The 20,545-nt window shown below is 68.0% G+C and carries 18 protein-coding genes, 1 tRNA gene and 2 pseudogenes; 12 read left to right on the forward strand and 9 right to left on the reverse strand.

Annotated features, from left to right (window positions below; genetic code table 11):
- The first annotated feature begins 68 nt into the window (after nt 1–68).
- The 6 genes from FV218_RS05070 (at nt 69) to FV218_RS05095 (ending at nt 7,435) form a co-directional block, all read left to right on the forward strand.
- On the forward strand, nt 69–2,291 hold the full coding sequence (locus FV218_RS05070; protein ID WP_246684991.1) for a glycosyltransferase family 2 protein: 2,223 nt from the start codon (nt 69–71) through the stop codon (nt 2,289–2,291).
- Between the two features lie 127 nt (nt 2,292–2,418).
- Nucleotides 2,419–3,738, forward strand: coding sequence for an SLC13 family permease (locus FV218_RS05075; protein ID WP_147708926.1), 1,320 nt, complete (start codon nt 2,419–2,421; stop codon nt 3,736–3,738).
- A gap of 167 nt (nt 3,739–3,905) precedes the next feature.
- The gene (gene sdhC, locus FV218_RS05080; protein ID WP_147708927.1) at nt 3,906–4,307 is read left to right on the forward strand and encodes a succinate dehydrogenase, cytochrome b556 subunit; all 402 of its coding nucleotides are present in this window, start codon (nt 3,906–3,908) and stop codon (nt 4,305–4,307) included.
- 11 nt (nt 4,308–4,318) lie between these two features.
- Nucleotides 4,319–4,723, forward strand: a complete 405-nt coding sequence (gene sdhD, locus FV218_RS05085) for a succinate dehydrogenase, hydrophobic membrane anchor protein (RefSeq protein WP_056094953.1) — start codon at nt 4,319–4,321, stop codon at nt 4,721–4,723.
- A gap of 29 nt (nt 4,724–4,752) precedes the next feature.
- Nucleotides 4,753–6,567, forward strand: coding sequence for a succinate dehydrogenase flavoprotein subunit (gene sdhA / locus FV218_RS05090; RefSeq protein ID WP_056094956.1), 1,815 nt, complete (start codon nt 4,753–4,755; stop codon nt 6,565–6,567).
- A gap of 64 nt (nt 6,568–6,631) precedes the next feature.
- Entirely contained in the window at nt 6,632–7,435 is an 804-nt protein-coding gene (locus tag FV218_RS05095) for a succinate dehydrogenase iron-sulfur subunit (protein ID WP_147708928.1), read from the forward strand.
- A gap of 69 nt (nt 7,436–7,504) precedes the next feature.
- On the opposite strand, the gene FV218_RS05100 is transcribed toward FV218_RS05095, so the two are convergent.
- The 3 genes from FV218_RS05100 to FV218_RS05110 form a co-directional block, all read right to left on the reverse strand.
- A complete protein-coding gene (locus FV218_RS05100) occupies nt 7,505–10,669 on the reverse strand; it encodes a multidrug efflux RND transporter permease subunit (RefSeq protein WP_056094961.1) in 3,165 nt (1,054 codons plus the stop codon).
- A 3-nt stretch (nt 10,670–10,672) separates the two neighbouring features.
- Nucleotides 10,673–11,914, reverse strand: coding sequence for an efflux RND transporter periplasmic adaptor subunit (locus FV218_RS05105; RefSeq protein WP_246684992.1), 1,242 nt, complete (start codon nt 11,912–11,914; stop codon nt 10,673–10,675).
- Nucleotides 11,915–12,239: 325 nt separating this feature from the next.
- On the reverse strand, nt 12,240–12,698 hold the full coding sequence (locus FV218_RS05110; protein ID WP_187272964.1) for a hypothetical protein: 459 nt from the start codon (nt 12,696–12,698) through the stop codon (nt 12,240–12,242).
- A gap of 280 nt (nt 12,699–12,978) precedes the next feature.
- Between FV218_RS05110 and FV218_RS05115 the strand changes: the two genes are divergently transcribed.
- On the forward strand, nt 12,979–13,497 hold the full coding sequence (locus FV218_RS05115; protein WP_246684995.1) for a L,D-transpeptidase: 519 nt from the start codon (nt 12,979–12,981) through the stop codon (nt 13,495–13,497).
- A gap of 86 nt (nt 13,498–13,583) precedes the next feature.
- Complete coding sequence (locus tag FV218_RS05120) at nt 13,584–14,387, forward strand: TSUP family transporter (protein ID WP_147708932.1); 804 nt, start codon at nt 13,584–13,586, stop codon at nt 14,385–14,387.
- 46 nt (nt 14,388–14,433) lie between these two features.
- On the opposite strand, the gene FV218_RS05125 is transcribed toward FV218_RS05120, so the two are convergent.
- Together FV218_RS05125 and FV218_RS05130 are read right to left on the reverse strand one after the other, a co-directional pair.
- The gene (locus FV218_RS05125) at nt 14,434–15,480 is read right to left on the reverse strand and encodes a MaoC family dehydratase (RefSeq protein WP_056094972.1); all 1,047 of its coding nucleotides are present in this window, start codon (nt 15,478–15,480) and stop codon (nt 14,434–14,436) included.
- A 33-nt stretch (nt 15,481–15,513) separates the two neighbouring features.
- Nucleotides 15,514–15,816, reverse strand: a complete 303-nt coding sequence (locus tag FV218_RS05130) for a YggT family protein (RefSeq protein WP_056094975.1) — start codon at nt 15,814–15,816, stop codon at nt 15,514–15,516.
- A gap of 122 nt (nt 15,817–15,938) precedes the next feature.
- On the opposite strand from FV218_RS05130, the gene FV218_RS05135 reads away from it, so the two are divergent.
- Nucleotides 15,939–16,014: transfer RNA gene (locus tag FV218_RS05135), tRNA-Ala, on the forward strand.
- A 150-nt stretch (nt 16,015–16,164) separates the two neighbouring features.
- Here the strand turns inward: FV218_RS05135 and FV218_RS05140 are convergent.
- Nucleotides 16,165–16,577, reverse strand: a pseudogene (locus FV218_RS05140) (transposase).
- A 136-nt stretch (nt 16,578–16,713) separates the two neighbouring features.
- On the opposite strand from FV218_RS05140, the pseudogene garD reads away from it, so the two are divergent.
- Nucleotides 16,714–16,875, forward strand: a pseudogene (gene garD / locus FV218_RS23120) (galactarate dehydratase); the annotation flags it as partial.
- Nucleotides 16,876–16,906: 31 nt separating this feature from the next.
- Here the strand turns inward: garD and FV218_RS05150 are convergent.
- Complete coding sequence (locus FV218_RS05150; RefSeq protein ID WP_147708933.1) at nt 16,907–18,277, reverse strand: RsmB/NOP family class I SAM-dependent RNA methyltransferase; 1,371 nt, start codon at nt 18,275–18,277, stop codon at nt 16,907–16,909.
- Nucleotides 18,278–18,366: 89 nt separating this feature from the next.
- Here FV218_RS05150 and FV218_RS05155 point away from each other — a divergent pair, with 89 nt between their 5' ends.
- Both FV218_RS05155 and FV218_RS05160 read left to right on the forward strand, forming a co-directional pair.
- Entirely contained in the window at nt 18,367–18,585 is a 219-nt protein-coding gene (locus FV218_RS05155) for a DUF1674 domain-containing protein (protein WP_147708934.1), read from the forward strand.
- Nucleotides 18,586–18,647: 62 nt separating this feature from the next.
- Nucleotides 18,648–18,959 carry a cupin domain-containing protein gene (locus FV218_RS05160; RefSeq protein WP_056094984.1) on the forward strand — a complete coding sequence of 104 codons (312 nt, stop codon included), beginning with the start codon at nt 18,648–18,650 and terminating at the stop codon, nt 18,957–18,959.
- A gap of 41 nt (nt 18,960–19,000) precedes the next feature.
- Here the strand turns inward: FV218_RS05160 and FV218_RS05165 are convergent, their stop codons facing one another.
- Together FV218_RS05165 and bluB are read right to left on the reverse strand one after the other, a co-directional pair.
- Nucleotides 19,001–19,483, reverse strand: a complete 483-nt coding sequence (locus tag FV218_RS05165; protein WP_246684996.1) for a L,D-transpeptidase — start codon at nt 19,481–19,483, stop codon at nt 19,001–19,003.
- A 205-nt stretch (nt 19,484–19,688) separates the two neighbouring features.
- Entirely contained in the window at nt 19,689–20,321 is a 633-nt protein-coding gene (bluB, locus tag FV218_RS05170) for a 5,6-dimethylbenzimidazole synthase (protein ID WP_147708936.1), read from the reverse strand.
- Nucleotides 20,322–20,545: the final 224 nt, after the last annotated feature.

A 20,545-nucleotide genomic window follows, 5' to 3' on the forward strand; every position in this document is an offset into this window, starting at 1 on the left:
CGATTGCCGTTCCCGGGCACGGCGCCTAGACCACGGGCGGATTCATCGTTCGAGGAAAGGCTCCCCACGTGTCGCGACCGGTGCGCTGCCGCCTCGATCCCGTCCATCAGATCGTGGCCGAGGCGGCCGGGGCGTGGCGGGCGGTCGGCTCCGACCCCTACTTCCGCATCCTGCCGCCCGAGGGCCGGCGCCGACATCGCGGCGGCTGGGTCCGCATCCGCGCCGACCTCGCGCCGCTGGGCCGGACTAAGCTGGTGCCGTTGCTCTACATCGACGACGGCCATGGATTTCGCGAGGCCCTGACGATTCCCCTCGAACGGGGCGAGGCCGGGATCGACAATCTTGTGCGCCTGCCGCGCCGGGTGCGCGGCTTGCGCCTCGATCCCTTAAGTGGCGCCGGAGGGTTCACCCTTCACGATGTCACCCTCGACCATCTCGGCTTCCCGGCCGCCTGCGCGGAGATCGCCCGGCGCCTCGTGGCGCGACTGCCGCCCGCCGAACGCTCCCTCCCCCGCCTCGCCGCCCGCGTCGCGGGACTGATCCGGCGCCGCCCGACCCGCGCCCTATGGCGCGACTTCCTCGCCAGCGCGAAGCCGCGCCCGGTGCCGGCTTCCTACGCCGCCTGGATCGAGGCGGTGGAGACGCCCGGCCGCCCGTCCGTGCCCGCCATGCGGGCGGCCATCGCCGGGTTCGGGGTCACTCCACGCATCTCCATCGTGATGCCGGTCTACGACACGCCGAAGGTCTGGCTCGAAGCCGCCATCGCCTCCGTGCGGGCGCAGGCCTACGAGAACTGGGAGTTGTGCCTCTGCGACGACAACTCGCCGAGCCCGCATGTCTGGCCGATGCTCCAGGCGTTCGCCGCCGCCGAGCCCCGGATCAAGCTGCACCGGCGCGAGCGGAACGGGCGCATCTCGGCGGCCTCCAACGACGCCATGGCGCTGGCGACGGGCGCCTACATGACGCTGATGGACCACGACGACGCGATCCCCGACAACGCGCTCTACGAGTTCGTCCGGGTCCTCAACGACGATCCGAGCGTCGACTTCCTCTACTCGGACGAGGACAAGATCTCCGTCGAGGGCGTGCGCTACGATCCGTTCCTCAAGCCGGACTGGTCGCCGGAGGCCCTGGAGGCGTGCATGTACACGGCGCACTTGGCCCTTTACCGCATGGACATCGTCGCGCGCATCGGCGGGTTTCGCGACGAATGCAACGGCGCGCAGGATTACGACTTCGCCCTGCGCTACACCGAGCACGTCCGGAATGTTCGTCACGTGCCGAAGGTGCTCTACCACTGGCGCGCCATCCCGGGCTCCACCGCCCAGACCATGGACAACAAGGACTACGTCATCGCGGCGGCCGTGCGCGGTCTCGAGGACCGGGCACGGCGCACCGGCACCCTCGATTTCGTCCGCCCCTCCCCCTATGCCGGTTGCTTCTTCCTGCGCCGCAAAATCGTCGGCACGCCGCGGGTCTCCATCGTGATCCCGAGCGCCGGCCGCGACAGCGTGGTCGCCGGCCGAACCGTCGATCTCCTCGCCGAATGCCTCGCCAGCATCCGGGCGAAGAGCACCTATCGGGACATCGAGATCGTCGTCGTCGACAATGGCGACCTTCGCGCAGGGACCCGGGCCGCCCTCGAACGTCATGAGGCGCGGCAGGTCACCTACGCGGAGCCCGGCTTCAACGTCGCCGCCAAGATGAACCTCGGGGCCGGCGCCACCACCGGCGAGATCCTGGTCTTCCTCAACGACGACATCGCGGTGATCACCCCCGACTGGATCGAGGCGATGCTGGCGCTGCTCCAGATCGACGGTGTCGGCGCGGTGGGCCCGAAGCTGCTGTTCGAGACCGGCGAGATCCAGCACGCGGGCGTCTCCATCGTCGATGCCACGCCCGATCATGTCCGGCGCGGCTATCCCGGCGACGATCCGGGGCATTTCTTCTCGACGGTGGGCAACCGCAATTACCTCGCTGTGACCGGTGCCTGCCTGATGGTCCGGCATGACGATTTTGCAGCGCTCGGCGGCTTCGACGAGGACTACGCCGTCAATTACAACGACGTCGATCTGTGCCTGCGCCTTTGGGAGCGGGGCCAGCGCATCGTCTACTGCGCTCAGGCCGAACTCTACCACTACGAGAGCCGCAACCGCGCCCGCACCGTCGATCCGGCCGAGCATGATCGGTTCCGGGCGCGCTGGGCGGAAAAAATCCCGCAGGATCCGTACTACAGCCCGTGGTTCGAGGCCCTTCCGCCGACCTTCGAACTCGACCCGGCACGGTTCTGAACGCGCTCGAGCCTTCGCTTGTCGCGAAGGCTCGGTGCCGGACTCCCGAATTGCGAACCAGTCTAATTCGCGGTTCTGTCCGCCCTCCGGCGATGCGTGAAATGCGCTCCGCCACTGGAATCGCGGCATGCAGTCAGTCCAGAGCTTGGGGGGAGACGCGACGGTCTGGTTGACCGGCGCCCTGCTCGTGCTCTGCATGGGCCTGTGGGCGAGCGGCCTCGTGGCCGAGATCGTCACCGCCCTGCTGTTCTTTGCCGTGGCGATGCTGTTCCGGCTGGCGCCCGCCAATGTGGTGTTTTCGGGCTTCGCTTCGTCGGCGTTCTGGCTCGTGCTCGGCGGCATGGTCGTGGGCTTGGCCATGACCCGCACCGGCCTCGGGGATCGCCTGGCGCGAAGCCTGTCGGGCCACCTGTCGGGGTCCTACACGGTTTTCATCGCCGGCCTGGTGGCGCTCGCCTTCGGGATCGCCTTCGTGATGCCGTCCAACCTCGGGCGCATCGCCCTGCTGGTGCCGGTGGTGCTCGCCCTCTGCGACACCTACGGCCTCGGCCCCGGGCGGCCCGGCCGCCACGGTGCCGTCCTGGCCGTCGGCGTCGCCACTCCGATCTTGTCCGCCGCGATCCTGCCGGCCAACGTGCCCAATCTCGTCATGGCCGGCACGGCCGAGGCCCAATACGGCCTGCACCTCGCCTACCTGCCCTACCTCCTCCTGCACGCCCCGGTGCTGGCCCTGGTGAAGGGCGCGATCCTGGTCGCCTGCGTCGTCCGGCTGTTCCCCGACCGGCTCACGACCGTGGATGACGGCGCCCTCGCCGTCGCGCCGATGACACCGGAGGCGCGGCGTCTCGCCGTGATCCTCATTGCCACCCTCGGCTTCTGGGTCACCGACAGCCTGCACCACATTGCGCCGGCCTGGATCGGACTCACCGCGGCGGTGATCTGCCTGATGCCACGCATCGGCGTGCTGCCGGCCGACGCCTTCGGGGCCGTCAATCTGCGCACCTGCTTCTACGTCGCGGCCCTGCTCGGCCTCGTCGCCACGGTGAACGCCACCGGACTTGGGGCCAGCCTCGGACATGCGCTTCTCGCCCTTGCGCCCCTGGCGCCCGACGCGCCGGCCTACAATTTCGGTATTCTCACCGGCATCAGCGCGGTGCTTGCCCTCGTCGTCACCGCCAACGGCGCGCCGGCGCTCTATACGGCCTTGGCCGGCGAGATGGCGCGAGTGAGCGGCCTCGATCTCGCCAGCGTGGTGATGGTGCAGGTGGTCGGCTACTCGACCCTGTTCCTGCCCTATCAGGCGCCGCCCATCGTCATGGCGATGGATCTCGGGCGTGTGCCGCTGGTCCAGGCAACGAAGCTCACCCTGGTGCTCGGCGCGGCGTCGCTGCTCATCGTCGCACCACTGGATTACGCCTGGTGGCGCGTCCTCGGGAGGTTGCCGTGAAGCCTCCGCGCCCGACTTACGATCCGAGAAAACTGTCGCCACTCCCGTTCCTCCGCGACAGGTTGCGGATTGGCGCCCGGCCACGGTCAGATTAGAGACGATCCAAATTCTTTTTGCACTGCAGCGTCGGCATGGCGCGCAACCACCATCGAGGACTGCGAAACACGATGGCTCCCACCGCCCGACCCACGGTCACAGCGCCGCTCTCGCCCCACCTCCAGATCTACCGCTGGACCTGGACCATGGCGATGTCGGTGTTCCACCGCATCACCGGCACCGCGCTCTACGGCGGCACCGCCCTCGTGGCGATCTGGCTCGTCGCCCTGGCCTCCGGCCCTGCGGCCTATGCCTGGGTGGCGTGGTTCTTCGGCTCGATCTTGGGCAGGCTGGTGCTGTTCGCCTACACCTGGATCCTGATGCACCACATGCTCGGGGGCTTGCGCCACTTCGTCTGGGATGTCGGCCAGGGTTTCGACCGTGCGCGCCGCATGAACCTCGCACGCGGCACCCTCATCGCCTCCGTGATCGTCACCGTGGCGATCTGGGCCGTCGCCCTTCTCGTGCGCTGAGGACCTGATCCATGGCCGAGACCGCAAAGACCTCCCTGCGCACCGCCCGCTCCCGCGTGAAGGGACTCGGCGCCTCCGGGCACGGGGCCGGGCATTGGTGGCAGCAGCGCGTCACCGCAGCCGCCAACGTGCCCCTGATGATCGGCTTCATCGTCATCATCGCGATGATGGCCGGGCGGCCCTACCCCGAGGCCGTCGCCCTGGTGTCGCACCCCCTGGCGGCCCTCATCCTCATCGGCGGGGTGATCTCGGTGACCCTGCACATGCGCATCGGCATGCAGGTCGTCATCGAGGATTACGTCCACGACAAGGGCCTGAAGTTCGCCGCCCTGTTCGCCAACACCACCTACGCCGTCGCCGTCGCGGTGGCCTGCCTCTACGCGATCCTGCGCGTGAGCCTCGCCCGCCTCGTCTGACCGCATCCGAGAACCGAAGGGACTTTCCCATGGCCAGCAACGGATCGAACGGCGCCCCCGCCTACACGATCAACGACCACACCTTCGACGTGGTCATCGTCGGGGCCGGCGGTGCCGGCCTTCGCGCCACGGTGGGCTGCTCTCAGGCGGGCCTGCGCACCGCCTGCATCTCGAAGGTGTTCCCCACCCGGTCGCACACGGTGGCGGCACAGGGCGGCATTTCAGCCTCCCTCGGCAACATGGGGCCGGACGATTGGCGCTGGCACATGTACGACACCGTGAAGGGCTCGGACTGGCTCGGCGACCAGGACGCCATCGAATACCTCGTGCGCAACGCCCCCGCGGCGGTCTACGAGCTCGAGCATTGGGGCGTGCCGTTCTCGCGCACCGAGGAAGGCAAGATCTATCAGCGCCCCTTCGGCGGCATGACCACCGAGTACGGCAAGGGCACCGCCCAGCGCACCTGCGCCGCCGCCGACCGCACCGGCCACGCCATGCTCCATACGCTTTACGGACAGGCGGTGAAGAACAACACCAACTTCTTCATCGAGTACTTCGCCCTCGACCTCATCATGGACGAGGACGGCCGCTGCCTCGGCGTCATCGCCATCGATCAGGCCACCGGCGAAATCCACCGCTTCCGCGCTCAGCAGACGATCCTGGCCACCGGCGGCTACGGCCGCTCGTACTTCTCGGCCACCTCCGCCCACACCTGCACGGGCGACGGCAACGCCATGGTCCTGCGCGCCGGCCTGCCGCTGCAGGACATGGAGTTCGTGCAGTTCCACCCCACCGGTATCTACGGTGCCGGCTGCCTCATCACCGAGGGCGCCCGCGGCGAGGGCGGTTACCTCACCAACTCCGAGGGCGAGCGCTTCATGGAGCGCTACGCGCCGAGCGCCAAGGATCTCGCCTCCCGTGACGTGGTCTCGCGCTCTATGACCATGGAGATCCGGGCCGGGCGCGGCGTCGGCAAGGGTCAGGACCACATCTACCTGCACCTCGACCACCTCGACCCGGCGATCCTGCACCAGCGCCTGCCCGGTATTTCGGAATCCGCGAAAATCTTCGCGGGCGTCGATGTCACCAAGGAGCCGATCCCGGTGCTGCCGACGGTCCACTACAACATGGGCGGCATCCCGACGAACTATCACGGCGAAGTCCTGACCCTCAAGAACGGCAACCCCGACACGGTGGTGCCGGGCCTGATGGCGCTGGGCGAAGCCGCCTGCGTCTCCGTCCACGGCGCCAATCGCCTCGGCTCGAACTCGCTCATCGACCTCGTGGTGTTCGGCCGGGCCGCGGGTCTCCGCTGCGCCGAGATCGTCGAGCCGGGCCGGCGCCAGATGGACCTGCCGAAGGACTCGGCCGACAAGGCGCTCGCCCGCCTCGACCGCTTCCGCTACGCCGACGGCGCCACGCCGACCTCGGAGCTGCGCGCCGAGATGCAGAAGACCATGCAGAACAACTGCGCCGTCTTCCGCACGGGCGAAGTTCTGGAAGAGGGCAAGACCCTCATCCACAAGGTCGCGTCGGGGCTTGCCGACATCCACGTCACCGACCGCTCGCTGATCTGGAACACCGACCTCCTCGAAACCCTGGAGTTCGACAACCTCATCGGCCAGGCCGTGGTCACCATGGAATCGGCGGCCAATCGCAAGGAGAGCCGCGGGGCGCATGCCCGCGAGGACTTCCCCGATCGCGACGACAAGGAATGGATGAAGCATACCCTCGCCTGGATGGACGATAAATCCAAACAGGTCACCATCGATTACCGCCCGGTGCACACCTACACCATGTCGAACGAGATCCAGTACATCGAGCCGAAGGCACGGGTGTACTGAGGAATCAGTACCGCACGTGCTTCCAACGATGAATCTCTCGAGACGGAATTAGGCACGCCAAATCATGGCTCAGTTCAACCTTCCCAAAAACTCGCAAATGACCGAGGGCAAGACTTGGCCCCGGCCCGCCGGCGCCAACAACCTCCAGGAATTCCGGATCTATCGCTGGAACCCCGACGACGGGAAGAACCCACGCGTCGACGTCTATCAGGTCGACCGGGACGATTGCGGGCCGATGGTCCTCGACGCGCTCCTGTGGATCAAGAGCAAGGTCGATTCGACCCTGGTGTTCCGCCGCTCCTGCCGCGAGGGCATCTGCGGCTCCTGCGCCATGAACATCGAGGGCCAGAACGCGCTCGCCTGCACCATGGGCATCGACGAGTGTCAGGAGCACGCCAAGGGCAAGAAGACCGGCGCCGTGCGGATCTACCCGTTGCCGCACATGCCGGTCCTCAAGGACCTCGTGCCGGATCTGACGAACTTCTTCGCCCAGCACGCCTCCATCGAGCCATGGCTTCAGACCGAGACCCCGGCCCCCGAAGGCGAGTGGAAGCAGACGCCCGAGGACCGCGCCCAGCTCGACGGCCTCTACGAGTGCATCCTCTGCGCCTGCTGCACCACCTCGTGCCCGAGCTACTGGTGGAACGGCGACCGCTTCCTCGGCCCCGCGGCCCTGCTCCAGGCCTATCGCTGGCTCATCGACAGCCGTGACGAGAACACCGGCGAGCGCCTCGACGCCCTTCACGATCCGTTCCGGCTCTACCGCTGCCACACGATCATGAACTGCGCCAACGCCTGCCCGAAGAGCCTGAACCCGGCGAAAGCCATCGCCGAGATCAAGAAGATGATGGTCGCCCGCGAGGTTTGATTCGCGTTGCGGCGGGAACGAAAAAGGGGCGCGCGGTACGAACCGCGCGCCCCTTTTTCATCTTCCGGCTTACTCCGCCGGTGCCGGATGAGGCCCGGCCTGGGCGGTGGGTTCCGCCTCCGGCTGGATGCCCTCCGTGGCGTCTTTGCGCCGGAACAGGCGCATCACCACGACGAAGAACACCGGTACGAACAGCACCGCCAGCACCGTCGCCGAGATCATGCCGCCGAGCACGCCGGTCCCGATAGCCTGCTGACTTTTCGAAGCGGCGCCCGTCGCGATGGCCAGCGGCACCACGCCGAAGATAAAGGCGAGTGAGGTCATCACGATGGGGCGGAAGCGTAGGGTCGCCGCCTCGATGGTGGCGTCCACCAGGGATTTCCCGGGCTTCCAGAGATCCTTGGCGAATTCCACGATCAGGATGGCGTTCTTGGCGGACAGGCCGATGATCGTGATGAGACCGATCTTGAAGTACACGTCGTTGGGCAGGCCGCGCATGTACACCGCCGCCACCGACCCGATGACGCCCAGGGGGATCACGAGCAGCACCGAGAACGGGATCGACCAACTCTCGTAGAGGGCGGCAAGGCACAGGAACACGATCAGGATCGACAGGGCCAGCAGCAGGCTCGCCTGGCTGCCGGCCTGCTTCTCCTGCAGGGACTGCCCGGTCCAGGTGTAGCCGAAGCCCTTGGGGAGCTGCTGCATCAGCCGCTCCATCTCGGCGATGGTGTCACCCGAGGTGTAGCCCGGCGCGGGTTCGCCCGTGATGCGGACGGACTGATAGCCATTGAAGCCGATGATCTGTGCCGGGCCGATGCTCCATTTCAGGTCGGCGAAGGAGGACATCGGCACCATGGTGCCTTGGCTGTTCTTGACGCCATAATTCAGGATGTCGGCCGCCTTCAGGCGCTGCGCATCCTCGGCCTGGACGATGACGCGCTGCATCTTGCCCCGGTTGGGAAAGTCGTTGGTGTAGACCGAACCGAGGTTGACCTGGATCGTGTTGTTGATCTCCTCAAAGGCCACGCCCAGGGCCGCGGCCTTCTCGCGGTCGATGACGAGTTCGGCCTGCGGCGCCGGCGGCAGGCCCTCGACGTAGACTTTCTGCAGGACCGGACTCTTGCGGGCGAGGGACAGGAGCTGCTCCTGGGCGGCCATCAGGGCCGAGTAGCCCTTCTGTGCGCGGTCCTGGAGGCGAAAGCTGAAGCCAGAGGCGTTGCCGAGGTTGTCGATGGGTGGCGGCTCGAGGGCCTGGATCACGGCATCCTTGTAGCTGGCGAGGGCCTTGTTGGTGCCCTCCACCAGCTTGGCGGCCGAGTTGTCCGCGTTGCGCGCCCCCCACGGCTTCAGGGTGACGAAGGCCTGGGAGGTGACCTGGCCCTGCCCCGAGAACGAGAACCCGTTGACCACCGTCACGGTGGCAACACCCGGTTGGGCGAGGAGATGCTCCTCGACCTTCTTCACCGCCGCCTCGGTTCGATTGAACGAGGCGCCGGGCGGAGTCTGGATGTCGACCGTGAAGAAGCCCTGGTCCTCCACCGGCAGAAAGCCTTCCGGCAGGCGGGCGAAGGCGTAGCCGGTGCCGATCACGATGGCGAGATAGATCGCCATCACTCGGCCCGAGCGCTTGATGAGCCCGGCGACGCCGCGGCCGTACCGCGCCGTCTCGCGGTCCACCACCCGGTTGAACCAGCCGAACACGCCGCCCTTGGAATGGCCGTGGCCCTTCTCGATGGGCTTGAGGATCGTGGCACACAGGGCCGGGGTCAGGGACAGGGCGAGGAGCGCCGAGAAGCCGATGGACGTCACCATGGCGATGGAGAACTGGCGGTAGATGATGCCGACGGAGCCCGGGAAGAATGCCATCGGGATGAACACCGCGATGAGCACCAGGGTGATGCCGATGATGGCGCCGGTGATCTGCTCCATTGCCTTGCGGGTGGCCTCCTTCGGGGAAAGGCCTTCCTCGTTCATGATCCGCTCGACGTTCTCCACCACCACGATGGCGTCGTCGACGAGGATGCCGATGGCGAGCACCATGCCGAACATCGTGAGCACGTTCACCGAGAAGCCGGCGAGCAGCATCACCGTGCAGGTGCCCATGAGGGCGATGGGCACGACGATGGTCGGGATCAGGGTGTAGCGGATGTTCTGGAGGAAGATGAACATCACCACGAACACGAGCACCACTGCCTCGACGAGGGTGTGCAGCACCTTCTCGATGGAGGCCTCGACGGCGGGCGTGATGTCGTAGGGAATGTCCCACTGCACGTTGGAGGGAAAGAACTGCGACAGCTCCTTCATCTTGGCGCGGATGGCGGAGGCGGTCTGGAGCGCGTTCCCGTCGGGGGCCAGGGTCACGGAGATGCCGGCTGCTTCGCCGCCGTTGAGGCGGGTGGTGAACTTGTAGTCCTCCCCGCCGAGTTCGATCCGGGACACGTCGCGCAGACGGACGTTGGAGCCGTCCGGGTTGGCCCTCAGGACGATGGCGCCGAATTCCTCGGGCGCCGTCATCTGGCCCTTGACGATGATCGGGAAGTTGACGGGGTTGTTCGCCGGGCTCGGCATGGCGCCGACGGCGCCCGACGCGATCTGGACGTTCTGGTTCGAGATCGCCTTCGAGACGTCGGATGCGTTGAGCGACAGGCCGCGCAGCTTGTCCGAATCGATCCAGATGCGCAGGGACCGTTCCGTCGAGTAGAGCGTCGCGCGCCCGACGCCGGGGATACGGCGGATCTCGTTGATGACGTTGCGGATGAGGAAGTCGCCGAGCGCGATCTCGTCCATGGACTTGTCCGGCGAGATCAGGGTGATGATCTGTAGGGTCGCGGCCGAAGCCTCTTCGACGAGGGTGCCCTGCTGGCGCACTTCCGCCGGCAGGCGCGCCTCGATGCGCTTCAGACGGTTCTGGACCTCGACGCCCGCAAGGCTCGAATCAGTACCCGGCTGGAACTGCGCCGTGATTTCGACGACGCCGAACGCGTCGCTCGCCGATTCGAAGCTGAGGATGTTGGCGGCGCCGTTCAGCTCATCCTCGATGAGCCGGGTGGTACCCGTATAAAGGTTCTCGACCGAAGCACCGGGGAAGGAGGTCGATAGGGCGATGGAAGGGGGCGCGATCACCGGATACTGCGCCACCGGCAATTGCGGGATCGTGAGTGCGCCGCCGAGGATGATGAACAGGGCAACGACCCAGGCGAAGACCGGCCGGTCGATGAAAAAACGGGCCATGGGTCAGCGCACCTGTGCGGCGGATTGCGGGGCGGCCTTCTCGACCACGTCCGTGTCGTGAGGCTTGGGCCCCTTGTCCTCCGAGGCCGGATGGAGCTCGGTGGTCTTCACCTGCTGACCGGCCGAGATTTTCTGGACACCTTCGACGACGACACGATCGCCGGCCTTCAGGCCCTCCCGAACGATCCATTGGTTGTCGACAACCGGGCCGACCTCCACGGGCTGGAGCATGACCTTGTTGTCGTCCCGCACCACCCAGACCTCGGCCTTGCCGTCGTTGGTGCGCTGGATCGCCTGCTGGGGAACGGCGAGGGCGTCGGTATCGATGCCCTGCTTGATCCGGGCGCGCACGTACATGCCGGGAAACAGCTCGTCGTGCGGGTTGGGGAACTGCACCCGCAGGTTCACCTGCCCCGTGCTCGGATCGGCGGTGACGTCCGAGAACAGGAGCCGTCCGGCCGAGCCGTAGAGGGAGCCGTCATCCATGATGAGGTGGACGTTGGCGGTGTCGCCGGACAGGCGGGAGAGCTCGCCGCTAGCGAGATCCCGGCGCAATTTGTTCAGCTCGCCAACGGACTGGGTGATGTCGACGTAGATCGGATCGAGCTGTTGGATCGTGGCGAGGTTCGAGGTGGCGCCCTGGTCGACCAGGGTGCCCTCGGTGAGAAGGGCACGGCCGATGCGGCCCGAAATCGGGGCGCGAACATCGGTGTAATTCAGGTTGAGCTTGGCCCGGTCGCGGGCGGCCTTGGCGCCGGCGACTTCGGCCTGCGCCTGCTTGAGACCCGCATAGGCGCTGTCGTACTGGGCCTGGCTCGCCGTCTGGCGTGACAGAAGCTGCTCCAGGCGGTCGGCCTGCTGTCCGGCCAGGACCTGCGCCGCCTCCGTGCGAGCGAGCACGGCCTCGGCGCTCTGCAGTTCCACTTGGAACGGCGCCGGGTCGATCTTGTAGAGGACGTCACCCTCCTTGACCAAGCTGCCCTGCTCGAAGGTCCGCTTGATCACGAGGCCCGAGACCCGCGAGCGGACTTCGGCGATGCGCATGGGAGCGACCCGACCCGGCAGATCGCGCACGTAGGGAATCGGCTGCTCGCGCACGGTGACGATGCTCACCTCCGGCGGTGGGGCCGGCACCGGTGCCGCCGCCTGCTGCTTCTGATTGCAGGCCGACAGGGTGACGAGGACGATGCCGACGGCGACGGAGGCCGGGCGCGCCCAGAACACGCGTAGGGAGGGAGACGTCACGATCACTTCGCTCCTGCGGAATTCGGTCGATGCGCGGCTGCCGCGGGCACGCCGCTCACGATGCGTTCAAGGGTTCGCGCCGTCCCGTCTCCAGGATCGGAGCGGTCGCGCGGCAAGCTCCGGGCCACGGTAGACATGACCGGACGATAAGATGCCCGTGGCACCGAGGGCGGCAACGGCGATGGGCTGCGCACCTTGCCTGTCATACGGGCTGTCTGACAGATGATCTTGGCGATCCGACGACGGCCCCCGGATCGGGACGGACTTCGCCTCGGGCGGGATTCTATTGGGCGCGACACAAGGAACCGTGAAGGGCCGGCCTGTCTCAGACCAGGGGCCTTGGAGGCCGGATCGGCGGATGATCCTCGCGGGTGTGCGGCTCGTCCGCCGGCATGGGATCGAACGCGGCAGCCGCTTCGGCAACCGCCAGCAGTCGGGGGCCGTGCACGGCGAATGCCTCGCGCAGATCGTCGGCATCGTACGCGGCACGAGCCATCTTCGGAATGTCGGCGGGGGCCGGATCGTCCCCCGCCTCGTAGACGGCGAGGGCGGCAACGGAGTGGGCGAGTGTGGGCTGTCCCGCATCCGGCAGGATCGGGATGGCCATCAGGAGCAGCGCGAGGACATGGAGAAGGCGCGGCAGGACGCGGCGCCAGTCCCGGCGATGCGGCGAACCAATGGAGTTCGCGCCGAAGAGCGACTTGTCTGCGCCGAAGGGCGACTGGGGATGCGGTGCGGAGCCTCTCACGTTCTGAAGACTGGTGTGTGAGACTACCCGCGACAAGTTCCTGCGGCATTCTGTCCTTGGGCGAGAGGTTTCCTGTCCGGTCGGTTTGTTCCGGTCTGTGAGGGCGCCGCGACGGACGTTGCCGGGATCACACAGGGTTGGCCTGTCGCCGCCGTCCCCGTTGACCGCCCCGGCCCTGGGGGCCAAGGCTCCGGATAACGACGCTGCGCCCGTCCGAAACGACGGTGCCACAACGCCGAACCCGCTTCGGCTGGAGGAAACCATCATGCAGACGCGCTTCGCCGCTTCCGCTTTCGCAGTGGCCCTGACCCTCGCGATGACGCCCGCCGCCCAGGCCGGCAACCCGTTCGACAGCGGCCCCATCGCCGACTTCATGAACATCTTCCGCGAGCAGGCGATCCCGCGCGAGACCGTGGCCTGGAAGGGCGCCGAGAAGCCCGGCACCGTGGTGGTCTCCACGAGCCAGCGGCGCCTGTTCTACGTACTCCCCGGCGGTCAGGCCGTTCGCTACGGCGTCGGCGTCGGCCGCCAGGGCTTCTCGTGGTCGGGCCAGAAGACCGTCACCATGAAGAAGGAATGGCCGGATTGGCGCCCGCCGGCACAGATGCTGGCCCGCCGGCCCGACCTGCCGCGCTTCATGGCGGGCGGACAGGACAATCCGCTCGGAGCGCGGGGCATGTATCTCGGCTCCACGCTCTATCGCATCCACGGGTCGAACGAGCCCGAGACCATGGGCGCCGCCGTTTCGTCGGGCTGCATCCGCATGACCAATAAGGACGTGGTCGATCTCTACGACCGCGTGAAGGTTGGCACCAAGGTTGTGGTCCGCAACTGATTTTTTGAGACTCGGGGGAAGCGCCCGGGTCTCGACGCATCCCCCGCCCGCCTCTGGTCGGCTCATCCTGAATCGCCAGAGGGCACATGATCTTCGGTGTCGATCCCGGCCTGCTCGCGGGGCTGTTCGCCGTGGCGGTCGCAGCCGGCTGCGTCGACGCCATCGCGGGCGGCGGCGGCCTCATCACCCTGCCGACCCTGCTGCTCGCCGGCCTCGACCCCGTCAGCGCCATCGCGACGAACAAGCTCCAGGGCTCGGCGGGCGCCGTTTCCTCCACGCTTGCGTTTGCCCGGCGCGGCCTGATCCACTGGCCGGCGGCCTGGAAGATCGCCGTCTCGGCTGGATTCGCCTCCATCGCCGGCGCCCTCTGCGTCAGCCTGTTGCCGCGCCCCGTGCTCGATGCCGGGGTGCCGATCTTGCTCGTGGGAATCGCCCTCTACTTCGCCACCGCCCGGCGCATGAGCGCCGAGGACGCCACGGCACGGATGAGTCCGGCGATGTTCGCCCTGACCTGGGCCCCCGCCGTCGGGTTCTACGACGGCGTGTTCGGTCCGGGCGCCGGCGCGTTCTACATGATCGGATTCGTCACGCTGCTGGGCCTCGGCGTCGTGCGCGCCACCGCCCACACCAAGCTCGCCAATGCGGCGAGCAACCTCGGGAGCCTCGCGCTGTTCGCGTTCGGGGGGCACGTGTTCTGGGCCATCGGTCTCGTCATGGCCGTGGGCGCCATTCTCGGCGCGCAGATCGGCGCCCGCCTCGCCATCCGCCTCGGCGCCCGCCTGATCCGACCGCTCCTCGTCACCATCGCGTGCGCCATGGCGATCCGGTTGCTGTCCGACCCGGCGAACCCGCTCCGGCACGCCGTGGTCGGTCTGTTCACCGCCGGTTGATCGGCGGGGCAAGCTTTCACCGCAACAAGCCTCAGTGCGGCAAGCCTCAGCGCGGCATGAACGCCCAGTAGTCGAGGTCGAGGATCACCGACGGGTCGTAGGCGTCGCCCTGCTTGTCCGGGTGGTTGCCGCAGGGCTGATTCTTCGTCGCCACCGTGCGCAGGCGCAGCAGCCCGACATCGGACCGGCCGGGCAGTTCGGCCGTCTCCAGCACCTCGCTCCAGGCATAGACGGTGTCGCCGGCAAACAGCGGCGCCACGTGGCGGCCGGCGTTGATGCCGGCCAGCGCGAACGCGTTGGCGAGACCGTTGAAGCTCAGCGCGCGCGCCAGCGAGATCACGTGGCCGCCGTAGATGAGCCGCCGGCCGAAGCGGGTGTCCTTGGTGGCGAAGGCGTCGAAATGGACCTTGGCGGTGTTCTGGAACAGGCGGGTGGCGATCTGGTGCTCGGCCTCCTCCACGGTCATGCCGTCGACGTGGTCGATCTTCTCGCCGACGACGTAATCCGAGAAGCGGTGCGGGCTTCCCGCAAGATCGACATCGTAGGCGCCCGCATCCAGCGGCGGCAGCGCCCCGGCGAGGTCGGCCGGCGACACCACCTTGGCGAAGGTCGGCACGTGCTCCTGCGCGATGATCGCCTCGGGGTCGCGCTTCTTGACGAGGACCCAGCGGCAATAGCTCAGCACCGTTTCGCCGTTGGCGTCCGAGCCCGTCGAGCGAACGTAGACCACGCCGGTCTGGCGATTGGAGCTTTCCTTGAGACCGATGACCTCGGAGACCGTGGACAGGGTCTCGCCGGGATAGACCGGCCGGCGGAAGCCGCCCTCGGCGTAGCCGAGGTTGGCCAGGGCGTTGAGCGAGATGTCCGGCACGGTCTTGCCGAACACCACGTGGAAGGTGAGCAGATCGTCCAGCGGGCTCTGCGGGTAGCCGAGCTTGCGCGCGAAGGCGTCCGACGACTGCACGGCGAAGCGCGGGCCGTAGAGCGCCGTGTAGAGCGCCACGTCTCCCGTGGTCACCGTGCGCGGCGTGGCATGGCGGATGGTCTCGCCGAGGCGATAATCCTCGAAGAAGCGGCCGGGATTGGTCTTCATGGGCGCGGGTCGTCTCTCGAAGGGATGGGGCGCTCAGCGCGTGTAGACGGTGGCCTGCACCGGTATGAATTCGTGGAGCAGGCGGCTGGCGAACAGCAGCAGCAGCACCAGCACGATGGGCGACAGGTCGACGCCGCCGAGGTTGGGCAGGATGTTGCGGATCGGCCGGAGCACCGGCTCGGTGAGCCGGTAGAGCACTTCGCCGATCTGCGAGACGATGGGGTTGCGGACGTTCACCACGTTGAACGCCACGAGCCAGCTCAGGACGGCGCTGGCGATGAGCACGTAGATGTAGAGCTGGACGACGGTGTCGAAGAGCCAGAGGAAGGCGTTCATGCGGGGGATCGATGTCCTCGTGGTCCCGCGCTCCGGGCACGGTTCACGCGCCCGCTCGGCAGCAGGATTTCCGGAATTGACAGGCCGGCGTGCGCAAGCCTAAAAGGCCCGCACCCCGGAACGGGGCTGTAGCTCAGATGGGAGAGCGCCGCAATCGCACTGCGGAGGTCAGCGGTTCGATCCCGCTCAGCTCCACCACCGTTTTCTCCCAGGAGATCGGTGGTGATGCGATCCTCGGTCAGCGCCGCGCCGCCGTAGACAATCAGCAAAGTTTTCAGCGTCGGCCGGGGGATCGATCCCGTCGAGATCGGCACGCGCGCCATCGCCGGCTAGGGCGTCTTCGCAAAGTCATGTGAGCCAGAGCATTGTCATGCCGAGTGTGACCATGGCGAGGTCGTTGGCCGCCCGCTTCTCGTAGCGGGTGGCGATGCGGCGATACTGATTGAGACGTCCGATCAGCCGCTCGACCCTGTTGCGCTCCCGGTACGCAGCCTTGTCGAAGTCGGGCTGCCGCGGCTGATCTTTGCGGGTCGGAATGACTGGCTCGATGCAGATGCAGTTTGGTCGAAAACCCGCCCCGGCTGCGCCCGAGCGCTTCACCAATTCCCTCGACCGTCCCCTCACCCCCCGATGGCGCCGGACCGGCGTGCACCGTCGCGGGCCGGCAGATCAGCCAAGGGCGCACCCGTGCGCGGCTTCTGCGGAGACAGCAACGGGGCGACCTGCTCCCACTGCGAATCGGTCAGTTCGTAGGGTCGCATCCCCACAACACGGGGCCCGTCACCCAGCCCGTGAACCCTTTGCCGAGACGCTCCAGAGCCCCGCCCGGAACTCGAACTTCGGCGGCGCGGTCATGGTGGTCGGCCTCAGCTGCGAGAAGCTGGTCTCAGAGCGCCTGATCCCGGCCGCATCGCCACGGGTCGTTCCACCATCGAGGAAACCGGCCGGGACCTGTTCCACCTCATCCTCGACGTCGCCGGCGGTCGCAGGCAGCCGTGGTCGGATCGCTGGGGCCTGTTCAACGGCCTCACGCTGTTCAATCCGGCGCCGATCACCTGATGGGCCCCTTCGTGCCGCTTGCGGCCGGTGGTCAGATTTTCCGGCGCAGGCGGCTCGCGAAGAAGCCGTCGAGGCCGCCCCTCTGGTCGGGAGTGGTCCCGTCGAGCTGCGACGGAAGAGTGCGCAGGTCGCCCTGGGCGTCGATGGGCGCGGACAGGCCGCCCAGCTCGTCCGGCATCACCGGCACGCGCTCGAACCCGTCGTTGCGCTTGAGGAAGTCCCTGACCTGACGCTCGCCCTCCTCCGGCTCCAGGGAGCAGGTGCAGTAGACGATCCGGCCGCCGGGCTTCACCAGGATCGCGGCCCTGTCGAACAGCCGCCGCTGCAGGGCGGCGAGGCGCAGGATGTCGTTGCTTTCCTTGGTCCAGGCCACATCCGGATGCCGGCGGATGGTGCCGGTGGCGGAGCACGGCGCATCGAGGAGCACGGCATCGAACTGACCCGGTTCCTCGACGTCCAGGGCGTTGCCGACACGGATCTCCGCGTCCAGCCCGAGGCGCGCGATGTTTTCGCGCAGGCGCTCCAGCCGGGGGGCCGAGCGATCGACGGCGACGACGGTGGCCCCCGCCGCGGCGAGCTGGGCGGTCTTGCCGCCCGGTGCCGCGCAGAGATCCGCCACCCGCTGGCCGGACGTCACGCCGAGCAGCCGGGCGGGAATCGCGGCCGCCGCATCCTGCACCCACCACGCACCCTCCGCGTAGCCGGGCAGGTCGGAGACGGCGGAGCGGACTTCGTGCAGGCGTACGCTGCCCGTCGGTAGGGCGACGCCGCCGAGACGCTCGGCCCATTCGACAGCCGAGCCTTTGACCGTGATGTCGAGGGCGGCGCCGGCGAGGTGCGCCGCCGCAATGGCCTGCGCGGTTTCCACCCCGTAGGCGTCCCGCCAGCGCCCGGCGAGCCAGTCCGGCGTATTGTGCGCCAGGGGATCGGTCATCTCGGCCAGAATCTCGGCGCGCTCGCGCACGATCCGGCGCAGGACGGCGTTGACGAGGCCGGACAGGTGCTGGAGCTGCGGGTCGCCCTTGGCGAGGCGCACCCCGAGATCGACGGCGGCGTGATCGGGCACGTTGAGGTCGAGGATCTGCGCTGCGCCCGTGGCGAGGACGGCGACGAGTCGGGGCTGGCCCTCGGGCAGCCCTTGCGACAGCCGGGCGGCGAGCACCCGCTTCAGGAAGCCGAGGCGTCGGAAGGTCGCGGTGGCGATGGCCCGCGCCAGGGCCGTATCGGCACCGTCCAGGGCGGCATCGCGCCCGGCCTGCACCAGGGCATCTTCCAAAGCGAAGGCGTGGTTGCTCGCCAGGAGATCGGCCACGGCGCCGTGGGCGACCTGGCGGGCGGCGAGGCCCGCGACGGTGCGGTCGATGGGCGTGATCGGCCCGTCCGCGTTGCGGCGTGTCGCCATGAGTGCCACTTCTCCTGAAAGACCGCGCCCGACCGGGCCGGGCATCCTTCGGGACAGCCCTTTCACCCCTCACCGCCGAGATGCAAGCCATGCCGATGCAGGACGACACGGAAAATCAGGGGCTTTCGCCCCGCTCCCCCCTCTCGGGCGCCGCCACCCGGGCCCTGGCCGAGGCCGAGGCCCGCCGCAAGGACATCGACGCCCGTGCCGCCGAGATCGCCACGGCGCGCGAGCGCCAGGGCCGCGGCGGCCTGGAGCCGGTCCGCTACGACGATTGGGAGATCAAGGGGATCGCCGTCGACTTCTGAGGGGCCGGAACGTCCGGTGCTCCGCCACGGTTGGCCCCGCACCATCGCGTACGAGGATCATCATGGCCATCACCAAGATTTCGAGCCGCACGGCCAAAGCCGGCGCCCACGGGGAGATCGCCCTCGCCGGCGGCCAATCCGTCGCCCTGCGGATGTGGCGCGAGGAAGAGCCCAACGCCGACAAACCGAGTGCCAGCCGCCCCTACGAGACCGTGGGCTACGTGGTGGCGGGCCGTGCCGAACTCGTGGTGAACGGCGAGACCACCACCCTGGAGCCGGGTGATTCCTGGCTGGTACCGGCGGGCGCCGAGCACACCTATACCATTCTCGAGACCTTCACGGCCGTCGAGGCCACCGCCCCGCCGGCCGCATGAGCCACACCCGGTCGCCGGGTCATCCGGCGACCGGGTCGCGATCACCGCAGCACGTAGACCGGTGTGCCCACCGAGACACGGCTGTAGAGGTCGACCACGTCCTGATTGTACATGCGGATGCAGCCATACGAAGCGTAGGAGCCGATGGAGTTCGGGCGGTTCGTGCCATGGATCGCGTACTCGCCGCCAGAGAGGGTGAGCGCCGCCGATCCCATCGGGTTGTGCGGCGACCCACCGGCGATCACGTCGGGTAGGCGCGGATTGTCCCGCTTGACCTCGTGGGGCGGCGACCAGGCCGGATGCACGTACTTGCCGTCGATCTCCCGCGTCCCGGTCCATTGCTTGCCGGGCTTGCCCACCGCCACGGGGTAGCGGATCGCCGTGCCGTCGCCGTTGACGAGGTAGAGCCGGCGCTCGGCCGTCCGGACCACCACGGTGCCCGGGCTGACATTGTCCTGAAACGCGACGACCTCGCGGGCCAAGACCTGCCCGGTCGTGAGCGCCCCGATCCCCACCGCAAACATGCATTCCTTGAGCCCGACCATGATTGCCATCCCCGTCACTTGAAGTCCTGACGGTGACAATCGGCGGCCGAAGTTGCCGGTCCGGTTACGTCGCTGCGGTACGCGGGGCGAACGCACAGGGAGTTCGCAAGACCGTCAAGGCAAGTGTTTCCGGGTAGGCGCAAAACCACACGGCTGTTCAAGCGTTGGTTTACCCTGTGACGGTTCAACGTTCGACGAGGCCCGCCCCCCCCGGGATACGGTCCTGCCAACCATGGCGGACGAGTTCGGGGTCGGCATGTTCCTCCACGGGGAAGCCGACGCAGAGATAGGCGACGAGGTGCCAGGCGCAGGGCACGTCGAGGACCGTGCACACGGTCTCCGGTTCGAGGATCGAGACCCAGCCGACCCCGAGTCCATGCGCACGGGCGGCGAGCCAGAAGGTCTGCACGGCGCCCACCACCGAGTAGCGCAGCATCTCCGGCATGGTGGCGCGGCCGAGGCCTAGGCCGGCTTCGGTGGCCTCGTCGCAGAACACCGCGAGGTGCACCGGCGCGTCGTGCAGGCCAGCAAGCTTGAGACGGATATAGGCGTCGCGCCGCTCGGCCGCGTAGCCCGTGGCGGCGGCTTCGTTGCAGCGCTCGAAGCTCCCGGTCACTGCCGCGCGGCGCGCCGGGTCCGTCACCCGGACGAAGCGCCAGGGCTGGCTGTTGCCGACGGAGGGACTCAGCGCCGCGAGGTCGAGGCAGCGGCGCAGGAGAGTCTCATCCACGGGATCGTCGCGAAACCGGCGCACGTCGCGGCGCCACGCGAACAGGTCCGCGAGGGTTTCACGGAAACCGGCATCGAACTGGACCAAGACCTATCGTCCTATGGAGCGCACGAACCCTTCATAGAGCGCGATTCGGACGAGCGCGCGAAAAAAGGGCCGCGCTCCGAAGAGGCGGCCTGAAGTCCTTGGGTCTCGAAACCTCTGGAGTGTCGGTCCGTGGAGGCTGGTCCAGCCCCCGAGAGCTGGGGAGCCGTAGGGTTCGGGTGCCGAACCGGCCGACGGAACCGACGAGGTTCGGCAACAGGTATGCC

Source organism: Methylobacterium sp. WL69 (assembly GCF_008039485.1).
Taxonomy (GTDB): Bacteria; Pseudomonadota; Alphaproteobacteria; order Rhizobiales; family Beijerinckiaceae; genus Methylobacterium.